General features: G+C 44.8%; 29 protein-coding genes. 27 read left to right on the top strand and 2 right to left on the bottom strand.

The window, feature by feature from the left end; all coding sequences use genetic code 11:
• Positions 1-10: 10 nt before the first annotated feature.
• Positions 11-823: an AMIN domain-containing protein gene (locus LC586_RS04900; protein WP_229483397.1), complete on the top strand. Its 813-nt coding sequence runs from the start codon at positions 11-13 to the stop codon at positions 821-823.
• 106 nt (positions 824-929) lie between these two features.
• Here LC586_RS04900 and LC586_RS04895 read toward each other — a convergent pair whose 3' ends face one another.
• Positions 930-1,469, bottom strand: a complete 540-nt coding sequence (locus LC586_RS04895; protein ID WP_229483396.1) for a DUF3172 domain-containing protein — start codon at positions 1,467-1,469, stop codon at positions 930-932.
• A gap of 561 nt (positions 1,470-2,030) precedes the next feature.
• On the opposite strand from LC586_RS04895, the gene LC586_RS04890 reads away from it, so the two are divergent.
• Positions 2,031-2,858 (top strand): ABC transporter permease, encoded by an 828-nt coding sequence (locus LC586_RS04890; RefSeq protein WP_229483394.1) that lies wholly within the window; start codon positions 2,031-2,033, stop codon positions 2,856-2,858.
• A gap of 343 nt (positions 2,859-3,201) precedes the next feature.
• Here the strand turns inward: LC586_RS04890 and LC586_RS04885 are convergent, their stop codons facing one another.
• Positions 3,202-3,678, bottom strand: coding sequence for an NAD(P)H-quinone oxidoreductase subunit N (locus LC586_RS04885; RefSeq protein ID WP_100901239.1), 477 nt, complete (start codon positions 3,676-3,678; stop codon positions 3,202-3,204).
• A gap of 709 nt (positions 3,679-4,387) precedes the next feature.
• On the opposite strand from LC586_RS04885, the gene LC586_RS04880 reads away from it, so the two are divergent.
• The 25 genes from LC586_RS04880 (at position 4,388) to rpsK (ending at position 17,679) form a co-directional block, all read left to right on the top strand.
• The gene (locus LC586_RS04880; protein WP_229483393.1) at positions 4,388-4,561 is read left to right on the top strand and encodes a hypothetical protein; all 174 of its coding nucleotides are present in this window, start codon (positions 4,388-4,390) and stop codon (positions 4,559-4,561) included.
• Positions 4,562-4,633: 72 nt separating this feature from the next.
• The gene (gene rplC / locus LC586_RS04875; RefSeq protein ID WP_229483392.1) at positions 4,634-5,266 is read left to right on the top strand and encodes a 50S ribosomal protein L3; all 633 of its coding nucleotides are present in this window, start codon (positions 4,634-4,636) and stop codon (positions 5,264-5,266) included.
• Positions 5,267-5,406: 140 nt separating this feature from the next.
• A complete protein-coding gene (rplD, locus tag LC586_RS04870; protein WP_100903153.1) occupies positions 5,407-6,045 on the top strand; it encodes a 50S ribosomal protein L4 in 639 nt (212 codons plus the stop codon).
• Positions 6,038-6,352, top strand: coding sequence for a 50S ribosomal protein L23 (locus LC586_RS04865; RefSeq protein ID WP_069070779.1), 315 nt, complete (start codon positions 6,038-6,040; stop codon positions 6,350-6,352). Before rplD ends, LC586_RS04865 begins: the two co-directional genes overlap by 8 nt.
• 141 nt (positions 6,353-6,493) lie before the next feature.
• Positions 6,494-7,357 (top strand): 50S ribosomal protein L2, encoded by an 864-nt coding sequence (gene rplB / locus LC586_RS04860; protein ID WP_229483390.1) that lies wholly within the window; start codon positions 6,494-6,496, stop codon positions 7,355-7,357.
• 127 nt (positions 7,358-7,484) lie between these two features.
• Positions 7,485-7,763, top strand: coding sequence for a 30S ribosomal protein S19 (gene rpsS, locus LC586_RS04855; protein ID WP_012410721.1), 279 nt, complete (start codon positions 7,485-7,487; stop codon positions 7,761-7,763).
• 136 nt (positions 7,764-7,899) lie between these two features.
• Complete coding sequence (gene rplV / locus LC586_RS04850) at positions 7,900-8,256, top strand: 50S ribosomal protein L22 (protein ID WP_190727944.1); 357 nt, start codon at positions 7,900-7,902, stop codon at positions 8,254-8,256.
• Between the two features lie 54 nt (positions 8,257-8,310).
• The gene (rpsC, locus tag LC586_RS04845) at positions 8,311-9,093 is read left to right on the top strand and encodes a 30S ribosomal protein S3 (protein ID WP_229483388.1); all 783 of its coding nucleotides are present in this window, start codon (positions 8,311-8,313) and stop codon (positions 9,091-9,093) included.
• A gap of 116 nt (positions 9,094-9,209) precedes the next feature.
• Positions 9,210-9,635 carry a 50S ribosomal protein L16 gene (gene rplP / locus LC586_RS04840; protein ID WP_012410718.1) on the top strand — a complete coding sequence of 142 codons (426 nt, stop codon included), beginning with the start codon at positions 9,210-9,212 and terminating at the stop codon, positions 9,633-9,635.
• A gap of 3 nt (positions 9,636-9,638) precedes the next feature.
• Positions 9,639-9,866, top strand: a complete 228-nt coding sequence (rpmC, locus tag LC586_RS04835) for a 50S ribosomal protein L29 (RefSeq protein WP_100901243.1) — start codon at positions 9,639-9,641, stop codon at positions 9,864-9,866.
• Positions 9,867-9,872: 6 nt separating this feature from the next.
• Complete coding sequence (rpsQ, locus tag LC586_RS04830; RefSeq protein WP_073641952.1) at positions 9,873-10,121, top strand: 30S ribosomal protein S17; 249 nt, start codon at positions 9,873-9,875, stop codon at positions 10,119-10,121.
• A 46-nt stretch (positions 10,122-10,167) separates the two neighbouring features.
• On the top strand, positions 10,168-10,536 hold the full coding sequence (gene rplN / locus LC586_RS04825; RefSeq protein WP_012410715.1) for a 50S ribosomal protein L14: 369 nt from the start codon (positions 10,168-10,170) through the stop codon (positions 10,534-10,536).
• A complete protein-coding gene (gene rplX, locus LC586_RS04820; protein ID WP_100901245.1) occupies positions 10,536-10,889 on the top strand; it encodes a 50S ribosomal protein L24 in 354 nt (117 codons plus the stop codon). The genes rplN and rplX overlap by 1 nt, the downstream gene beginning before the upstream one ends.
• Positions 10,890-11,005: 116 nt before the next feature.
• The gene (gene rplE, locus LC586_RS04815; RefSeq protein ID WP_229483386.1) at positions 11,006-11,554 is read left to right on the top strand and encodes a 50S ribosomal protein L5; all 549 of its coding nucleotides are present in this window, start codon (positions 11,006-11,008) and stop codon (positions 11,552-11,554) included.
• Positions 11,555-11,574: 20 nt separating this feature from the next.
• Positions 11,575-11,976, top strand: a complete 402-nt coding sequence (gene rpsH / locus LC586_RS04810; RefSeq protein WP_109011927.1) for a 30S ribosomal protein S8 — start codon at positions 11,575-11,577, stop codon at positions 11,974-11,976.
• Positions 11,977-12,062: 86 nt separating this feature from the next.
• Complete coding sequence (gene rplF, locus LC586_RS04805; RefSeq protein ID WP_100901247.1) at positions 12,063-12,611, top strand: 50S ribosomal protein L6; 549 nt, start codon at positions 12,063-12,065, stop codon at positions 12,609-12,611.
• 2 nt (positions 12,612-12,613) lie between these two features.
• Positions 12,614-12,976, top strand: a complete 363-nt coding sequence (gene rplR, locus LC586_RS04800; RefSeq protein WP_099101131.1) for a 50S ribosomal protein L18 — start codon at positions 12,614-12,616, stop codon at positions 12,974-12,976.
• Between the two features lie 108 nt (positions 12,977-13,084).
• Positions 13,085-13,612 (top strand): 30S ribosomal protein S5, encoded by a 528-nt coding sequence (gene rpsE / locus LC586_RS04795; protein WP_109011930.1) that lies wholly within the window; start codon positions 13,085-13,087, stop codon positions 13,610-13,612.
• 48 nt (positions 13,613-13,660) lie between these two features.
• A complete protein-coding gene (rplO, locus tag LC586_RS04790) occupies positions 13,661-14,104 on the top strand; it encodes a 50S ribosomal protein L15 (protein WP_100901250.1) in 444 nt (147 codons plus the stop codon).
• Between the two features lie 74 nt (positions 14,105-14,178).
• Entirely contained in the window at positions 14,179-15,489 is a 1,311-nt protein-coding gene (gene secY / locus LC586_RS04785; RefSeq protein WP_229483384.1) for a preprotein translocase subunit SecY, read from the top strand.
• Positions 15,490-15,491: 2 nt separating this feature from the next.
• Positions 15,492-16,046, top strand: a complete 555-nt coding sequence (locus LC586_RS04780) for an adenylate kinase (protein WP_229483382.1) — start codon at positions 15,492-15,494, stop codon at positions 16,044-16,046.
• Positions 16,047-16,277: 231 nt separating this feature from the next.
• Positions 16,278-16,502 carry a translation initiation factor IF-1 gene (gene infA / locus LC586_RS04775; protein WP_006276978.1) on the top strand — a complete coding sequence of 75 codons (225 nt, stop codon included), beginning with the start codon at positions 16,278-16,280 and terminating at the stop codon, positions 16,500-16,502.
• Positions 16,503-16,619: 117 nt separating this feature from the next.
• Entirely contained in the window at positions 16,620-16,733 is a 114-nt protein-coding gene (rpmJ, locus tag LC586_RS04770) for a 50S ribosomal protein L36 (RefSeq protein WP_015129703.1), read from the top strand.
• A gap of 115 nt (positions 16,734-16,848) precedes the next feature.
• Positions 16,849-17,229 carry a 30S ribosomal protein S13 gene (gene rpsM, locus LC586_RS04765; protein WP_104906411.1) on the top strand — a complete coding sequence of 127 codons (381 nt, stop codon included), beginning with the start codon at positions 16,849-16,851 and terminating at the stop codon, positions 17,227-17,229.
• Between the two features lie 54 nt (positions 17,230-17,283).
• The gene (rpsK, locus tag LC586_RS04760; RefSeq protein WP_069070761.1) at positions 17,284-17,679 is read left to right on the top strand and encodes a 30S ribosomal protein S11; all 396 of its coding nucleotides are present in this window, start codon (positions 17,284-17,286) and stop codon (positions 17,677-17,679) included.
• Positions 17,680-17,846 lie beyond the last annotated feature (167 nt).

The following is a 17,846-nucleotide window of genomic DNA, read 5'->3' as shown; positions in this document are numbered from 1 at the left end:
GATAAAAAGAATGGATCAGGGACTAAAGACTAGGCAATTTTGCCAATGGCGCAAGCAGCTATTTAGCATCAGTCTATTAGGCTTTTGTGCAGCGATCGCCCTTGAAACTTGCACTACTGCTGCTACACCAGTGGCAAAGCTAGAAAAGTGGCGTTTTTCCCCCAAGACACAGCAACTCGAAATCACCCTCTCAGCAGGCACAACCCCCCGTTATTTCTACCTAGCCCAACCATCTCGGCTTGTTGTAGATTTACCGAATACTAAGTTAGGCAAAATTATTACACAACAAAATTATTCTGGAGCAATCAAAAGCATTCGTGTTTCTCAACTGAACGCAAATGACACACGCATTGTCCTAGATTTAGCACCAGAGGCTGTTTTAAATCCCAAACAGATACAACTGCAACCCGTTTCCCGAAAAAACTCCACTCGCTGGGTATTACGTCCAGTTATTTCTGGTAAAACTACTGCCGTGAAACCAGGGAACTCCCCACCGTCACCCAAGAAACAACCTCAAACACCCCAAAAGCCGCCTACTAACCTACAAGCACCCTTACTTACGGTTCCACCTATATCAAATAACCTGCCCTCAACAATTACTAATAATTCAGGGCAGCCTTTTGTAACCGTACCTCCCCTAACTCCTAATACATCCTCTCAACAACCTGCTTTGATTCTTCCCCCTCCTTCTTTCCCAAATCAACCCGGTAACTTGAATAGCATTCCTCCTTTCGGTATGTCAGAATTTCCAGCTCCAACAATCCCCAATGTTCCCAATCCCCAGGTAATCGAGTTTGGTCAACCCCTACCTAAAAATAGATAGGGAGTAGGGAGCAGGGAGCAAGGGAAAAGAGTTTTCCCCTCTGCCCCCCGCACCCCTACCTCTTTTCAATGCCCAATGCCCAATGCCCCATTCCCAATTCCCAAATCTAAAATCTGTCAGTTTCCTGAGGGGTTCCAACTGCTCCTGGTTGATTCGCAAAGAAGTTTTGAGCAGCTTCATTCTGATATATACACCTAATATCAGGTTTTTCACTGTCTAAGTTCCCTGTAAAACCAAAAGTGTTCAGGCGATTTTTGCAATCTCTTACCTGATCAGATGTCACCAGCTTACGTTGCTCTAAAAGCGCCCAGTTATTTTGTCGGATCACGCATCCGGGACGCATACTGGGCTGGGAAACATAGACATTGAAAGGACTGAGAGTGACGAACAGTCTAGCGTCCATCACCATCGCGCTGGCTCCGTACTGCACACAAATCTCAGGGTTTGGTGCTTTCAAATCAATATATTCACGGGAAGCCACATTTGATGGGGACAACGTGGTTGTCGAACTAAAAGCAATGCCAATCCCAATTCCCAAAATCAACACCCCTCCCATAATTGCGATGGTAAAGAAGTTAAACATAGGGGATTGGAAAATAGAGGGTTTAGAAGTAGTAGCCGATTTACCAGTGGGTTTACGTCTCATTGTTGCTTAATCACCTTCACGCCGATTTCGCAGGGAGTGGTCTAAAGTTTTCTCCCTCTTTCAGTATGCCTATTCTTGACTGTAATTGTCTGCGAGTTTTCGGGCAGTATTGTTCTTAAATGATAAAAATAGGAACTTATCTAGATATATGGACAGAATTTCAACCTTGTCGGTTATTGTTTCCATCTTGAACAATTGGTGAGTATTTTTATTTATTTGCCGATTAAGGAATTGTTATTACTTTTATGCTGCTTCACATGGAAATCACATAGTAACTGTCTTTAAGTTTTATATTTTTTTATTAATTAATTATAGCATATTTTTGATATCTATCAGATAGTCTTGATTCAATTTGCACAAATGGTGCAGTCACAATGCTTGGATTATCTAGCTTTTTGTTTGTAATTTTGCGAAAAGTCTGAGCGGAGGAAACCTGTGCTTACAAATTTCCAAGACTAATTTTTCGTATTCTTCTTAGATATTTTGGTTACCCCTAGTAATTGATATGTCAAACAATGTAACTTAAAATTTAAGAAAGTTTTAATAACTAATTAGAAGCAAGTGGCATCTCAAAGAGCGTTATTCTCAAGCAAGAAGTTCAAAACTTCGCAACTTCAAATCCTTCTAGCTGATAGTCTGACTATTTTTTGGGGAGATTGGTTAGATTTACGTGTCAGAATCGTACAAGTTGCTGCATCAGGCTTAATATCCCCACTGATATACATTTTAGCTTTTGGCTTGGGTTTGGGTAGTTCCATCAAACCAGGCTCAGGGATTAGTGGTAACTATAATAACTATTTGGAATTCATATTACCGGGGATGGTGGCGCTATCGTCGATGACGATTAGCTTTGGTGGAACGACATTTTCCATTTGTGGAGACAGACTATTTACCAAAACCTTCGAGGAATTGTTGTTAACTCCTATACATCCCTTAGCCTTGCACATCGGAAAAATGCTGGCGGGAGTAGTGCGGGGGTTGATGACATCGGGTTCGGTGATTTTAGTAGCGCTGCTGTTGACTGGAAACTGGAATTTTCTCAACCCACTATTTCTATTGTTGGTAGTACTGAATTGTTCGGTATTTGCTGGGTTAGGGGTGATTGTTGGTTTGAGTGTGCGATCGCTCGAATCAGTTGGACTCTACAACAATTTTATAATTATCCCCATGTCATTCTTAGGAGCGACCTTCTTTGACCCTGGTACATTACCAGCTGCCCTCAAAGTCGTAGTTTACCTGTTACCACTCACCTACGCCAGCATCGGACTGCGTGCAGCTGCCCATTTACCTTTGTCTCAGTTTCCTTGGTACAGCATACCGATTTTGCTAGTGATTGCGATCGCTCTTTCTCTGTGGGGTGCTTATAAATTCGCTCACCAACAGGATTAAAGTAATTTGTAATTCGTAATACTCGCCTCCGGCGAGAAGCAAGCTACGTAATTCGTAATTAGTTAAAGCCTTGATTACAACCTGTACTTTAATCGTTGAATTTTCTGCAAAACTTTTTCCTGATACTGCGTAAAATTTATCAAATAGCGTGCTTTATTATACCAGTAATTGTTTAACGCTTTCATCAGATGGGCGGCAAACAAATTCGTCTTGATACAGTAATTGCTAACGAGGCTTCACGGCGGTTATTTGCGTCTTGTGGTTTTCGACCCAGCATTATTGAAATGCTGATTGAAGTGAGTCATTAGTCATGAGCAAATGACTAATGACTAACGACAAAGGACTAACTAGCTAACAGAGTTTTTTCTAGAGAAGTCCAACGGAAGGCGCGATCGCCACCCCTCTCAATAACTACTCTTACTCGTGGTTCTAGCTGAGGCAAATTCGTTAAATACTCAAGTTCCTCATTGGAAAGAATATGCCCTTCAATAATCCACAAAACCAGCCCCTTAGACTTTGGTGGTAGCTGTTCTAGATGAGAATTGATAATTGGTGGCAAATAGTACACATGACCTACTGCGGCACCACTACCAGTGCTTTTTTTACCAAGATGAGGAGGTCTGACTCCATGAATTCTTGTGAGATACGCAGCTATGTCGCCCAACCCCTTGGCGGTAATGTGGAGGGTGGTATAGCCAGCTGCGCGTAGTCGGCGCTGATATCGACCTTCATAACCCCCTTCCAGAGGTACATACACGCCAAGAGCGCCAAATTTTTCCAGATCGCGCATTAAACCGTTGCCAGTGGTAATTAGTGCCATAGATTTTCGTCTTATCCCACTTAGATATCTCTATTATTTACCCTGAACCGATAGATTAAAAGGATTTTTTTGGGCATGGAGCATGGGGCATTGGGCATTGGGCAATAATCAATAGTTCTTCTTCCCCTGCTTCCCCTGCCTCCCCTACTCCCCAAAAATAACTCTATAAATTAGTAGACAAACATAAATAAATAATTTATATTATTAGATTGTGACCAAAGACGCAAATTAGAGTCCCTTCTTACTGTCATTTTGAGATAGTGTTAGCATCAAAAGCTGATGACTCAATCCAAATTGGATAATCTAACTCAGATTGATCATAGACTGGTAAACTAAGAAAGCTTTCAGGTCAACATTGGAGCTTATGGGCGAAGAATCAAAGCCAATCCAAAGCTCCAGAGTACATTTACTCCTATGCCTCTGAAAAAGCAGGCAAAATCTTAAACAATAGTTTAAGGTGTTTAAGGAAGTAAAAACTGAGCAGCAATGTTGGTTTCATGGCATTACGTCAGTCTCAGTTAACGGATACTGGGTGGTAAAAACCGCTTAAGTCCAACTGCAACAGGGCAGTAGCCAACCTCCGGGAAGCCGTCTTAATGGGCGTCTAAAAATCGGAAAACCCGCCGACAGCGCTGCCTCCAGAAAGTGCCAGAGCAATTGCTTGGACAAAAGCATTGCTGCACACAGCTTAAAGCTGTAGCGCCTTGCATTGATTCCAGAAGTTACTACTTCCCAATGGGAAGAGACTTGTGGCTGTTCTGGTGATCTAGTGAGTGAAGCTAAACAGATTCACCAAGCAGTACGGACACGGTTTGTTGTGTCCGAAAGCATTTGGAGCGGTTTATTTAAACCATTCCAAATTTCGCAGGCTAACCCAGCCTAAACTGATGCGTACAAAGCGTGTCCTCTAGAGTCCAATTCCAAGGTCAGCAAGTAGAAAGGAGAACCAGTTACTGTGTCTGTAGGTATTCTCGGCACCAAGCTGGGCATGACCCAAATATTTGACGAAGCAGGAGTAGCTATTCCTGTGACTGTCATTCAAGCAGGGCCATGCACCGTTACACAAGTTAAAACCAAACAAACCGACGGTTACTTTGCCATTCAAGTTGGTTATGGCGAAGTTAAACCAAAGGCACTGAACAGACCACTACTGGGCCATTTAGCTAAATCATCTGCCCCAGCATTGCGTCACCTAAATGAATATCACACCGAAAGTTCTAGTGATTATGCTTTAGGTCAACAGATTAAAGCAGATATTTTTAGTGCAGGTCAAATTGTCGATGTAGTCGGCACAAGCATCGGTCGCGGCTTTGCGGGTAACCAGAAGCGCAACAACTTTGGTCGCGGGCCCATGTCACACGGTTCCAAAAACCACAGAGCGCCGGGTTCTATTGGTGCTGGTACAACACCAGGTCGTGTCTATCCAGGTAAGCGGATGGCAGGGCGTTTAGGTGGGAAACGCATCACAATCCGTAAGCTGACCATAGTGCGAGTTGATGCAGAACGCAACTTATTGCTAATTAAGGGAGCCATTCCTGGTAAACCGGGCGCTCTAGTAAGTGTTGTGCCTGCAAAAATAGTGGGATAGTCAAAAGTCATTAGTCATTAGTCATTGGTCATTAGTCATTGGTCATTAGTCAATTGGTTAAAGGACAAAGGACAAATGACACAGGACAAATGACACAGGACAAATGGCAAAAGACAAATGACAAAGGACAAATAACAAAGATGGTTGAAAGCGTAGTTAAAAATTGGCAAGGAGAACAGGTCGGCGAGACGACCTTCGAGTTGCGCGTTGCCAAGGAAGAAACAGCGTCTCATATTGTGCATCGCGCCTTGGTACGGCAATTGACTAATGCTCGTCAAGGAAATGCCAGTACAAAAACTCGTTCAGAAGTCAGAGGCGGTGGCCGTAAACCTTGGCGACAAAAAGGTACTGGTCGCGCTCGTGCAGGGTCTATTCGTTCACCACTGTGGCGTGGTGGTGGTGTGATCTTTGGGCCAAAGCCCAGAGACTTTAACCTCAAGTTGAACCGCAAAGAGCGACGTTTAGCACTGCGGACAGCATTTGTCAGCCGCATTGAGGATTTGATCGTAGTAGAAGAATTTAGCACCGAGCTATCTCGCCCAAAGACTAAAGAATTAGTAGCAGCCCTTGCTCGTTGGGGAGTCGTACCAGAAAGCAAGTCACTGTTAATTTTGTCTGAAATTGCGGATACAGATAACGTTTATTTGTCAGCCCGCAACATTGAAAATTTAAAACTAATTGCAGCCGACCAGCTAAATGTTTTTGATTTACTGCACGCTGACAAAATTGTAGTTACGGCATCAGCCCTAGAAAAAATTCAGGAGGTCTACAGTGCCTAGCTTTGACCCCCGCGACCTTGCCGACTTAGTGCGTCGCCCAATCGTCACCGAGAAAGCGACTATCTTAATGGAGCAGAATAAGTACACCTTTGAAGTAATTCCAAAAGCATCTAAGCCAGAAATCAAGGCTGCGATCGAAGACTTGTTTCAGGTCAAGGTTGTAAAAGTCAACACCACCCTACCACCGCGTAAAAAGCGGCGCGTTGGTAAATTTATTGGTTATAAGCCCCAATATAAGCGAGCCATTGTTACCGTCGCACCTGGGGATGAAGACAAGATTAGACAAGTTCTATTCCCAGAAGTCTAGGAATTTTAGATTTTAGATTTTAGATTGAGGAGTTTACTGAAATAAGTACCAAAGATGGTCGCAATCAGTTAAACACTCATTAAATCCAAAATTCAAAATCCGAAATTAAGTAAATCCAAAATCCAAAATCCAAAATAGATTATGGGTACTCGTTCTTATCGCCCTTATACCCCCAGCACTCGCCAAGTTACAGTTTCTGACTTTGCGGAGATCACAAAAACCGAGCCAGAAAAATCCCTAACTACCTCGAAGCATCGCGCCAAAGGTCGGAATAATACCGGGCGGATTACCAGTCGTCGCCGGGGTGGCGGACACAAACAACTTTATCGGCTCATCGATTTTAAAAGGGATAAACATAATATTCCTGCCAAAGTCGCAGCAATTGAATACGATCCTAACCGCAATGCCCGAATTGCCCTTTTGTATTACCAAGATGGCGAAAAACGGTATATCCTCCATCCCAACGGGTTGAAAGTTGGAACAATAATTATTTCTGGGCCTGAAGCTCCCTTTGAAGATGGTAATGCTTTACCTCTTTCAAAGATTCCCTTGGGTACTGGTGTTCACAACGTAGAACTGACTCCTGGCAAAGGTGGTCAAATCGTGCGTGCTGCTGGTGCTAGCGCTCAAGTTGTGGCAAAAGAAGGTAATTATGTAACTCTCAAGTTGCCTTCAGGAGAAGTCCGCTTGATTCGGCGCGAATGCTACGCCACCATTGGGCAAGTAGGCAACACCGATGCGAGAAATCTGAGTGCAGGTAAAGCAGGGCGAAATCGCTGGAAAGGTCGCCGTCCTAAGGTTAGAGGTAGCGTCATGAACCCAGTGGATCACCCACATGGTGGTGGTGAGGGTAGGGCACCTATCGGTAGATCAGGACCTGTTACACCTTGGGGTAAACCCACATTGGGCGCGAAGACACGCAATCGCAAGAAACTTAGCAGCAAATTGATTGTGCGTCGTCGTCGTAAGTCTTCTAAACGCGGTCGCGGTGGTCGTGAGTCTTAAAGAGTTAGGAGTTAAGAGTTATGAGTTAAGAGTTATAAGTTGAGAGTAAAATCTAACTCCTAATTCCTAACTCCTCACTCCTCACTCCTCACTCGTAATTCCTAAATCCTAAATCCAAAATTGAACTATGGGTCGTTCTCTAAAAAAAGGTCCTTTCGTTGCGGATCATCTCCTAAAGAAAATTGAAAAGCTCAACGACAACAACAGAAAAGAAGTTATTAAAACTTGGTCAAGAGCTTCGACAATTTTGCCTCTAATGGTAGGTCATACCATAGCTGTTCACAACGGACGCCAACACGTTCCAGTTTTTGTAAATGAACAGATGGTAGGACACAAGTTGGGTGAATTTGCCCCGACACGCACCTACAGAGGTCATGGAAAAAGCGACAAAAAAGCAGGTAGGTAGTCATTAGTTATGAGTCATTAGTCATGAGCTGAAAGACAAATGACAAATGACCCTTTGGGTTCGCCAGTTACTCATGGGGGAAACCCCCAAGACCGCACTGGCTCACAAACGACAAATGACAAAATTGGAGAAAATTATGGCTACTAATACTACTGAAGTAAAAGCGATCGCTCGTTTTATCCGCATCTCGGCCTACAAAGTGCGTCGGGTACTCGATCAAATTCGCGGGCGATCGTACCGTGAAGCGTTAATCATCCTGGAATTCATGCCCTATCGCGCCACTGAACCCATATTGAAGGTTCTCAGAAGCGCTGCTGCTAATGCCGAACACAACGCTGGGTTAGATCGGACTCAACTAGTGATTACTCAGGCTTATGCCGATCAAGGGCCATCGCTGAAGCGGTTCCAACCAAGAGCGCAAGGTCGAGCTTACCAAATTCGCAAGCCGACGTGTCATATTACTGTGGCCGTTGCAGCAGCCCCAGAAAAATAAGCTTTTTTTACACGAATAAATTGCGTAAAGTAAGAAATTTTAGAGGAAGCATTCGTGGGACAGAAGATTCATCCAGTTGGTTTTCGCCTGGGTATTACACATGAACATCAATCCCGTTGGTTTGCTGTTCCTGATCGCTATCCAGAACTTTTACAAGAAGACTACAAACTGCGTCAATATATAGAACAAAAGCTGGGTAGACAGGCTCAAAACAACGCCGGTATTTCGGAAGTGCGGATTGAGCGCAAAGCCGACCAAATCGACTTAGAAGTACGCACAGCTAGACCCGGCGTAGTAGTAGGCCGTGGTGGACAAGGCATTGAATCCTTGCGTACCGGACTCCAAGGACTGTTGGGTAGTAATCGCCAAATTCGCATTAACGTAGTTGAAGTCCAACGAGTTGATGCTGATGCCTACCTAATTGCCGAATACATTGCTCAACAATTAGAACGCCGGGTTTCCTTTAGGCGGGTAGTGCGGCAATCGATTCAGCGTGCCCAACGGGCTGGTGTCCAAGGTATTAAAATCCAAGTCAGCGGCCGGCTCAACGGTGCAGAAATTGCCCGGACAGAGTGGACTCGTGAAGGTAGAGTACCTTTACATACCTTACGGGCTGACATTGACTACTCTTATTGCACGGCAAAAACTGTTTACGGCATTTTGGGTATCAAAGTATGGGTGTTTAAGGGAGAAATTATTCCTGGACAGGAAGAAATTCCACTACCACCTGCAAGCCGCGAACGTGAACGCGATCCCCGCGATCGCGAACGTGAACCCCGTCGTCGTCAACAACAACGTCGTCGCCAGCAATTTGAAGACCGCTCAAATGAAGGATAAATCGTCATTAGTTATTAGTCATTAGTCATTAGTAAATGGCAGATGACAAATGACATAGACGCCCTTTGGCGGCTTCCCGTAGGGTAGGACAAATGACAAATGACAAGTAACAAACCATGTTAAGCCCTAGAAGAACTAAATTCCGCAAACAACAGCGCGGACGGATGGAGGGACTAGCCACCCGTGGTAGCACCCTCAACTTCGGTGATTTTGCACTCCAAGCACAAGAACCTGCTTGGATTACCTCTCGGCAAATCGAGGCTTCTCGTCGGGCAATGACCCGTTATATTCGTCGGGGTGGACAAATCTGGATTCGGATTTTCCCTGATAAACCTGTAACCATGCGTCCTGCTGAAACCCGGATGGGTTCCGGTAAAGGTAATCCAGAGTTTTGGGTAGCTGTAGTCAAGCCAGGACGAATTTTGTTTGAAATCGGTGGGGTTTCTGAAGAAATCGCCCGTGAAGCTATGCGTTTGGCTTCATTTAAACTGCCTATAAAAACTAAGTTTATTGTGCGCTCTCAACCACAGGAGCAGGAGTAGCTTATGCCTCTTCCCAAGATTTCAGAAGCAAGAGAATTAAGTGACGAGAAACTTTCTGAAGAAATTGTCGCTATCAAAAGACAACTATTTCAGTTGCGCTTGCAAAAAGCTACAAGGCAATTAGAAAAGCCTCACCAGTTCCGACAAATGCGACACCGCCTAGCCCAGTTGCTAACGCTAGAAACAGAACGCAAACGGGCAGCAAGTCAATCGGCTAAAGAAGAAAAGTAGGAGATTATGGCAGTTAAAGAACGAGTTGGCTTGGTAGTGAGCGATAAAATGCAAAAAACTGTGGTAGTAGCCATAGAAAACCGCGCTCCTCACCCCAAGTACGGCAAGATTGTGGTTAACACCCAACGATATAAAGTTCACGACGAAGAAAATCAGTGTAAAGTAGGCGATCGCGTTCGCATTCAGGAAACTAGACCCCTGAGCAAAACCAAGCGCTGGAAAATCACAGAAATTTTGAACGTCAAGCCTACTTAAACCTCATCGTTGTTAGTTTTTAACAACATTACAAGGGAGAATAATTGTGATTCAACCCCAGACTTACTTGAATGTCGCAGATAATAGCGGTGCCCGCAAACTAATGTGCATCCGCGTTTTAGGCGGAGGCAACCGTCGTTATGGTTTTATCGGCGATAAAATTATCGCCGTTGTCAAAGATGCTACACCCAACATGGCTGTCAAAAAGTCTGATGTCGTGGAAGCAGTAATTGTCCGGACTCGGAAAGCTGTAAGTCGTGACAGTGGCATGAGTATTCGCTTTGATGATAACGCTGCTGTGATTATCAACAAAGACGGTAATCCTAGAGGCACACGGGTTTTTGGCCCAGTTGCCCGGGAACTACGCGATAAAAACTTTACCAAAATCGTTTCTCTGGCTCCGGAGGTGCTTTAATGGCAACCAAACAGGGTACGCCCAAAGTATTCCACAAAATGCACGTCAAAACTGGCGACACTGTACAAGTGATTGCTGGCAAAGACAAAGGAAAAGTTGGTGAAATTATCCAGGCACTTCCCCAACTGAGTAAAGTCATCGTCAAAGGTGTCAACATTAAAACCAAGCACGTCAAACCCCAGCAAGAAGGGGAATCAGGGCGGATTCTCACCCAAGAATTCCCGATTCATAGCTCCAACGTGATGCTTTATTCCACCAAGCAAAACGTTGCCAGTCGTGTTTGTTATACCTTTACCTCAGAAGGCAAAAAAGTCAGAAAACTCAAGAAAACTGGCGAGATTCTGGATAAATAGTTAGAAGTTAGGAATTAAGAGTTAGGAATTAAATTTAACTCATAACTCATAACTCATAACTCATAACTCGTAACTTTGTTCCCTGACCAAGCCCAGGGATATCAGGACAAAAAACTATGGCGACAACAAGACTCAAAAGCTTATATCAAGAGACAATCGTCCCCAAACTGATTAATCAGTTTCAATATACCAACGTTCATCAAGTACCGAAGTTGGTAAAGGTTACTATTAACCGGGGTTTGGGTGAAGCAGCTCAAAATGCGAAGTCGCTGGAAGCATCCATTAATGAAATTGCCTTGGTCACTGGTCAAAAACCAGTGGTGACACGGGCGAAAAAGGCGATCGCTGGCTTTAAGATTCGTCAAGGGATGCCTGTGGGGATCATGGTTACTCTCAGATCCGAACGGATGTATGCCTTTTTCGATAGACTAGTTAGTTTGTCACTACCGAGAATTCGAGATTTTCGCGGCGTTAGCCCTAAAAGCTTTGACGGACGCGGTAACTATACTCTGGGTGTCAGAGAACAGCTAATTTTTCCAGAAGTCGAATACGACAGCATCGATCAAGTACGTGGGATGGATATTTCCATCATCACCACAGCAAAAAACGACGAAGAGGGACGCGCCTTACTTAAAGAATTAGGAATGCCCTTTCGCGATCAATAAGTTCATCTATAGAGGGAACGATGGCGGCTAACGACACAATTGCAGATATGCTGACGCGCATCCGCAATGCCAACCTGGCGCGGCATCAAACTACACAAGTGCCAGCTACAAAAATGACCCGAAGCATTGCCAAAGTGCTACGGGAGGAAGGCTTTATTGCTGAAATCGAAGAAGCAGAAGAAGGGGTAAAACGCAATCTGGTGATTTCCCTAAAATACAAAGGTAAAAACCGTCAGCCTCTGATCACCGCCTTAAAGCGAGTGAGTAAGCCTGGCTTGCGTGTTTATTCCAACAGAAAAGAATTACCAAGGGTACTAGGCGGCATTGGCATTGCCATTATTTCTACATCCAGTGGCATTATGACTGACCGCGAAGCGCGGCGTCAGAACTTGGGTGGCGAAGTGCTTTGTTACGTTTGGTAGTCATTGGTCATTAGTCATTTGTCACTTGTCATTAATGAAAGACAAAGGACAAAAGGCAAAGGACAAATAACAAAGGACAAAAAGTCATGTCTCGGATCGGTAAACGTCCAATTACTATTCCCGCCAAAGTTCAAGTGGCGATCGATGGTACGAATATTGTGGTGAAAGGCCCGAAAGGAGAACTTTCTCGCACTCTCACACCTAATGTTTCACTCTCTCAAGAGGGAGACATATTACAGGTAAATCGTCGGGATGAAACTCGTACCTCAAAGCAACTGCACGGCTTGAGCCGCACTTTAGTTGCCAACATGGTCGAGGGAGTTTCCCAAGGTTTTCAGCGCCGTTTGGAAATTCAAGGTGTTGGCTACAGGGCACAAGTTCAAGGGCGTAACCTAGTTTTGAATATGGGTTATAGCCATCAGGTGCAAATTGAACCACCAGAAGGAATTCAGTTTGCAGTAGAAGGTACCACTAACGTCATTGTCAGCGGCTATGACAAAGAAATTGTAGGCAACACAGCCGCCAAAATTCGTGCCGTTCGTCCACCAGAACCTTACAAAGGTAAAGGCATTCGCTATGCCGGTGAAGTGGTCAGACGGAAAGCTGGTAAGACTGGTAAGGGTGGTAAGAAGTAGAAATGAAACTTACTCGTAGAGAATCAAAAAACCGTCGTCATCGACGCGTTCGTGGCAAAGTTATTGGCTCCCCAGAACGCCCGCGTTTAGCGGTATTTCGTTCTAATGAGCATATTTATGCCCAGATAATTGATGATACTCAGCATCAAACCATCGTGGCAGCATCGACTGTAGAACCAGAACTGAAATCTAGTTTAGCGTCATGTGCAAACCGCGACGCATCGGTGCAAGTTGGGAAATTGATTGCAGTGCGATCGCTAGAAAAAGGCATCACCAAAGTAGTCTTTGATCGCGGTGGAAACTTATATCATGGTCGTGTCAAAGCATTAGCTGATGCAGCACGCGAAGCTGGTTTAGATTTCTAAACTCATTAGTCATTAGTCATTGGTCATTAGTCATTGGACAAATGACAACGGACAAATGACAAAAGACAAATGACAAAAGACAAATGACGTTCACCAGAGCACTAAATTATGGCAACAGAGCGTAAAAGTAGAACAAAGCGTGCCAAAAAAGAAGAAACCACTTGGCAAGAACGGGTTATCCAAATCCGACGCGTAAGTAAAGTGGTCAAAGGCGGTAAAAAACTCAGCTTCCGAGCGATCGTTGTTGTCGGTAACGAACGCGGTCAAGTTGGTGTTGGAGTAGGCAAAGCCTCAGATGTAATTGGCGCCGTCAAAAAAGGTGTAGCTGACGGCAAAAAACACCTCATTGATATACCCATCACCAAATCCAACTCCATCCCCCATCCCATTAATGGTGTCGGTGGCGGTGCGAAAGTGATGATGCGCCCAGCCTCACCTGGTACTGGGGTAATTGCAGGTGGTGCTGTGCGGACTGTGCTGGAATTGGCAGGAGTTCGTAACGTCTTAGCCAAGCAACTTGGCTCTAACAATCCGCTCAATAATGCTAGAGCCGCAGTCAATGCCTTATCTACACTGCGGACTCTTTCTGAAGTCGCGGAAGATCGCGGTATTCCTATTGAAAGTCTCTACATTTAGTAGAGTCGCACTTACAGAGCTTTTGTGTAAACAAGAACTAACTACATCATGAGACTCAACGATGTTAAGCCGCAAAAAGGCTCAAAGAAACGCAAAAAGCGTGTAGCTAGAGGTATTTCTGCCGGTCAAGGTGCCAGTGCTGGTCTAGGTATGCGAGGTCAAAAATCTCGTTCTGGTAGTGGAACTCGCCCAGGTTTTGAAGGTGGTCAACAGCCACTGTACCGCCGCTTACCTAAGCTGAAGGGCTTTCCGATTGTTAATCAGAAGATTTACACTACGATTAATGTAGAGAAGCTAGGCTCCCTTCCTGCTAATACGGAAGTAACTTTGACCTCCTTGAAAGCCGCAGGTATTCTGACTGCTGTCAAGGGGCCATTGAAAATTTTAGGTAACGGGGAATTGAGCATTCCGCTCAAGGTACAAGCGGCAGCTTTCACAGGTTCAGCTCGTAGCAAAATTGAGGCAGCTGGTGGTAGTTGTGAAGTCTTATGAGTGAGCCGGAACAGCGCACTTAAATGGAAGCCAACTCGCTGTCAGCGCCTGGTTCACTATAAAGGTAGCACTCTATGATCAGTCGAGATAAAGCCCCAACGGCTCAAGAAACTTTTATGCAGATGGCGCAAGCAGCTGGCCTCAGAGGTAGGCTGCTTGTCACCGTCGGTATTTTAATTTTGGTTCGTCTGGGTATCTTCTTACCCGTACCAGGGATTGATAGACCTAGATTTGCCGAAGCCATATCGGGTAATAATTCCATATTCGGCTTATTGGATATATTTTCCGGGCGAGGACTTTCGACTTTGGGAGTCTTTGCTTTAGGGATTTTGCCCTTCATTAATGCGTCTATTATCATCCAATTGCTCACCGCAGCGATTCCATCTTTAGAAAATTTACAGAAAAATGAAGGCGAAGCAGGTCGGCGCAAAATATCGCAAATTACCCGCTATGTCACTGTAGTTTGGGCAATTCTACAAAGTACAGCTTTTTCGGCATTATTCCTCCAGCAATTCGCCTTAAAGCCAGGGCCAATTTTCGTAGCTGAAACTGCGATCGCTCTGACTGCTGGTTCCATGTTCGTAATGTGGGCATCAGAACTCATTACAGAACGTGGCATTGGTAACGGAGCATCATTGTTGATTTTTGTCAATATTGTCGCGTCATTACCAAAAGCCTTAGGCGATACCATCGACTTGGTGCAAGTCGGTGGTCGGGAAACAGTGGGGCGTGTGATAGTGCTGCTCTTAGTTTTCCTAGCAACAATTGTTGGTATTGTAATTGTGCAAGAAGGAATGCGCCGCATCCCAATTATTTCGGCTCGTCGCCAAGTAGGTCGGCGAGTGTTGGCAGAACAGCGTAGCTATCTGCCCCTGCGGTTAAATCAAGGCGGCGTGATGCCAATTATTTTTGCTGCTGCCATCCTCAGTTTGCCACTGCTGATAGCCAACTTTACTAAAAATGCCGATTTGGCGAATATAGTTAACACTTATCTGAGTCCAGGCGGTTCTAGCTCCTGGGTCTATGCCTTGGTCTACATGATTTCCATCGTTTTCTTCAGCTACTTCTATTCTTCGTTGATTCTCAACCCAGTAGATGTGGCGCAGAACTTGAAGAAAATGGGTTCTAGTATTCCTGGAATTCGTCCTGGCAAGGCTACTAGCGAGTATATCGAACGCGTGTCCAACCGACTCACTTTTTTGGGTGCGATATTTTTGGGCTTCGTTGCGATTATCCCTACCGCCGTGGAAAGCGCTTTGAATGTGAAAACTTTCCAGGGAATAGGTGCTACCTCTTTATTAATTTTAGTTGGTGTGGCAATTGAGACAGCCAAACAAGTCCAAACTTATGTCATCTCTCAGCGCTATGAAGGAATGGTGAAATAATAGTGACGCGATTAATCTTCTTGGGGCCACCTGGAGCGGGTAAAGGAACACAAGCTCAAACTTTGGCTGAACACTTGAATATTCCCCATATTTCTACTGGTGAAATATTAAGACAAGCCATGAAAGAGCAAACTCATTTGGGAATCAAGGCTCAAGCTTATGTCGATAGCGGCGAGTTAGTACCCGACCAGCTAGTGGAGGACTTGGTACAGGAGCGCCTCAGTCAACCAGATGCCAAAAATGGTTGGATTCTTGATGGATTTCCCCGGAAAGTGACCCAAGCAGCTTTTCTGGAGAAGTTACTCGAAGCAATACATCAAGGCGGCGAAAGGGTAGTCAATCTAGATGCACCAGATGAAATTGTGATCGCACGTTTGCTAGCTAGAGGACGAAAAGATGATACCGAAGAGGTGATTCGTCGTCGTTTAGAAGTATACCGCGCTGAAACTGCACCTTTAATTGATTATTACGGCGATCGCAAAAAACTCCTAACAGTCAATGGCAATCAGTCCCAAGAAGATGTCACTGGTGAATTACAAAAGGTAATCGCTTCGTGAAAAAGAGGGGGGAGGGGATGAGGGAGACGAGGGAGCATGGGAGGAGCTACAGTAATTCTTTCCCCAATGCCCAATGCCCAATGCCCCATGCCCAATGCCCCTCTACCAAAAAAAAGATCAATTTTAGCTAAGATATATTAATAAACTGTTGATATATTTCTAAAAATGTGTTTCTTTGCAGATGAAGCGCTGCAACTGAACACGAAATTGTTGAGTTGAGGAAAAAACAAATTGTCTAAGCAAGATTTGATTGAAATGGAAGGCACGGTTACAGAGTCCTTGCCCAATGCGATGTTTCGCGTTGACTTGGACAATGGCTTTAACGTGCTAGCTCACATTTCCGGCAAGATTCGCCGAAATTATATCAAGATTTTGCCCGGCGATCGCGTCAAGGTAGAGTTAACTCCTTACGACTTGACCAAAGGCAGAATTACCTATCGACTACGAAAGAAGTAAGTATATGTAGAGAATTTTACCATAAAACCATTTTTTTGGCTGTTTGCTAGTCATTGAACTGGATTAATTTCCCTAGAAATGCTATAATTTTATATTTGGAGTCAAAAAATAAAAGGCATGAAAGTTAGAGCCTCAGTCAAGAAAATTTGTGAAAAGTGTAACGTGATCAAACGTCGTGGTCGCGTCATGGTGATCTGCGTGAACCCCAAGCATAAGCAACGTCAAGGATAACACTCTTACCAACAGAGTGAGTTGTAACACGCATATCATCATTAAAACGAAAAAACGCGATTAATCACGTTTTTCCAACCAACAGTAATTGCGAGAACAATAGGGAGAGTTCATTGTGGCACGTATTGCCGGAGTAGACCTTCCACGCGATAAGCGCGTCGAGATCGGTCTAACTTACATCTATGGAATTGGTTTATCACGTTCTCAAGAAATTATAGCGGCTACTGGTGTGAACCCAGACACTCGCGTTAAGGACTTAAGTGATGCCGATGTAACAGCCCTACGGGGGGAAATAGAAACCAACTATCAAGTTGAAGGCGACTTGCGGCGCTTGGAGTCTTTGAACATCAAGCGCTTAGTTGACATTGGTACCTACAGAGGTCGTCGTCATCGCATGGGCTTACCAGTCAGAGGCCAAAGAACTCGCACCAATGCCAGAACCCGTCGAGGCAGAAGGCAGACAGTGGCTGGGAAGAAGAAGGCTCCAGGGAAATAATTTTGCAACGCTTGCTAATCCGAGCAAGTTTTACCTTAAATCAACTAAACAAGTATGGCGAGACAACCAACTAAAAAAACCGGGAGCAAGAAGCAGAAACGGAATGTACCCAGTGGGATGGCCTACATCCAGTCTACTTTCAACAATAGCATTGTCACCATTACCGATCAAAATGGAGATGTCATCTCCTGGGCTAGTGCTGGTTCTAGCGGTTTTAAGGGAGCAAAAAAGGGAACTCCCTTTGCAGCGCAAACTGCTGCTGAAAGTGCAGCCCGTAGAGCCATTGATCAAGGAATGCGCCAAATTGAGGTAATGGTCAGTGGGCCAGGAGCAGGTAGAGAAACCGCTATCCGGGCACTTCAAGGAGCAGGACTGGAAATTACACTCATTCGGGATATTACCCCCATTCCTCACAATGGTTGCCGTCCACCCAAGCGCCGTCGAGTTTAAACACCAAGACTTGGGCATTTAGGACGATAAGCTACAACCAAAGCAAGTAAAATTACTTAGGATGAGCAGTTAAGCGTCTAACGTGTAACTTGTCATTGTGTGAAAGCTTGGGCGACCGAAAGCGCGTCAGATTTCCCGGAGAGAAAGCTGTTAAACTTCGGGAACCC

Source organism: Nostoc favosum CHAB5714 (genome assembly GCF_020829495.1).
Taxonomy (GTDB): domain Bacteria; phylum Cyanobacteriota; class Cyanobacteriia; order Cyanobacteriales; family Nostocaceae; genus Nostoc; species Nostoc favosum.
The sequence above is the reverse complement of the archived record's forward strand: the minus strand, read 5'-3'. Positions and strand labels throughout refer to the sequence as shown.